This is a genomic window from Ralstonia sp. VS2407, from assembly GCF_052950655.1.
The window spans coordinates 1-497 of record NZ_JBRFVG010000181.1 but is presented as its reverse complement, the minus strand read 5'-3'; the positions used below and the strand labels follow the sequence as shown (position 1 = coordinate 497).

General features: G+C 72.0%; 1 pseudogene. It reads left to right on the top strand.

The annotated features are described in order from the left end of the window. A pseudogene (locus ACU8YE_RS24510) lies at positions 1–432 on the top strand (S8 family serine peptidase); the annotation flags it as partial. Between the last annotated feature and the right edge of the window lie 65 nt (positions 433–497).

Genomic DNA, 497 nt, shown 5'->3' with positions numbered 1-497 from the left:
GCTCAGGTGGAAATGCGGGAGAAGACCATCGGCCGCAATGCGCCGACCGGCGAGCCGAACGGCCCGGACGGCGAAGTCGCGCTCGACATCGAAATCGCCGGCGCGATCGCACCGGCCGCGAAGATCGCCGTCTACTTCGCGCCGAACAGCGACGCAGGCTTCATCCAGGCCGTCAACGCGGCCGTGACCGACAAGACGAACCAGCCGTCCGTGATCTCGATCAGCTGGGGCGGCCCGGAAGCGATCTGGCAGGCGCAGTCCGCACACGCGTTCAACCGCGTGCTGCAGGCGGCCGCCGCGCAGGGCATCACCGTCTGCGCGGCGTCCGGCGACAGCGGCTCGGGCGACGGGCTGCAGGATGGCGCCGATCACGTCGACTTCCCCGCGTCGAGCCCGTACGTGCTCGGCTGCGGCGGCACGCAGCTCGACGCGGGGAAGTCGACGTGAGCGGCGCCATCCTGCAGCCCGTCGCCCGAGCCGCGGTCGCCGGACGCCGC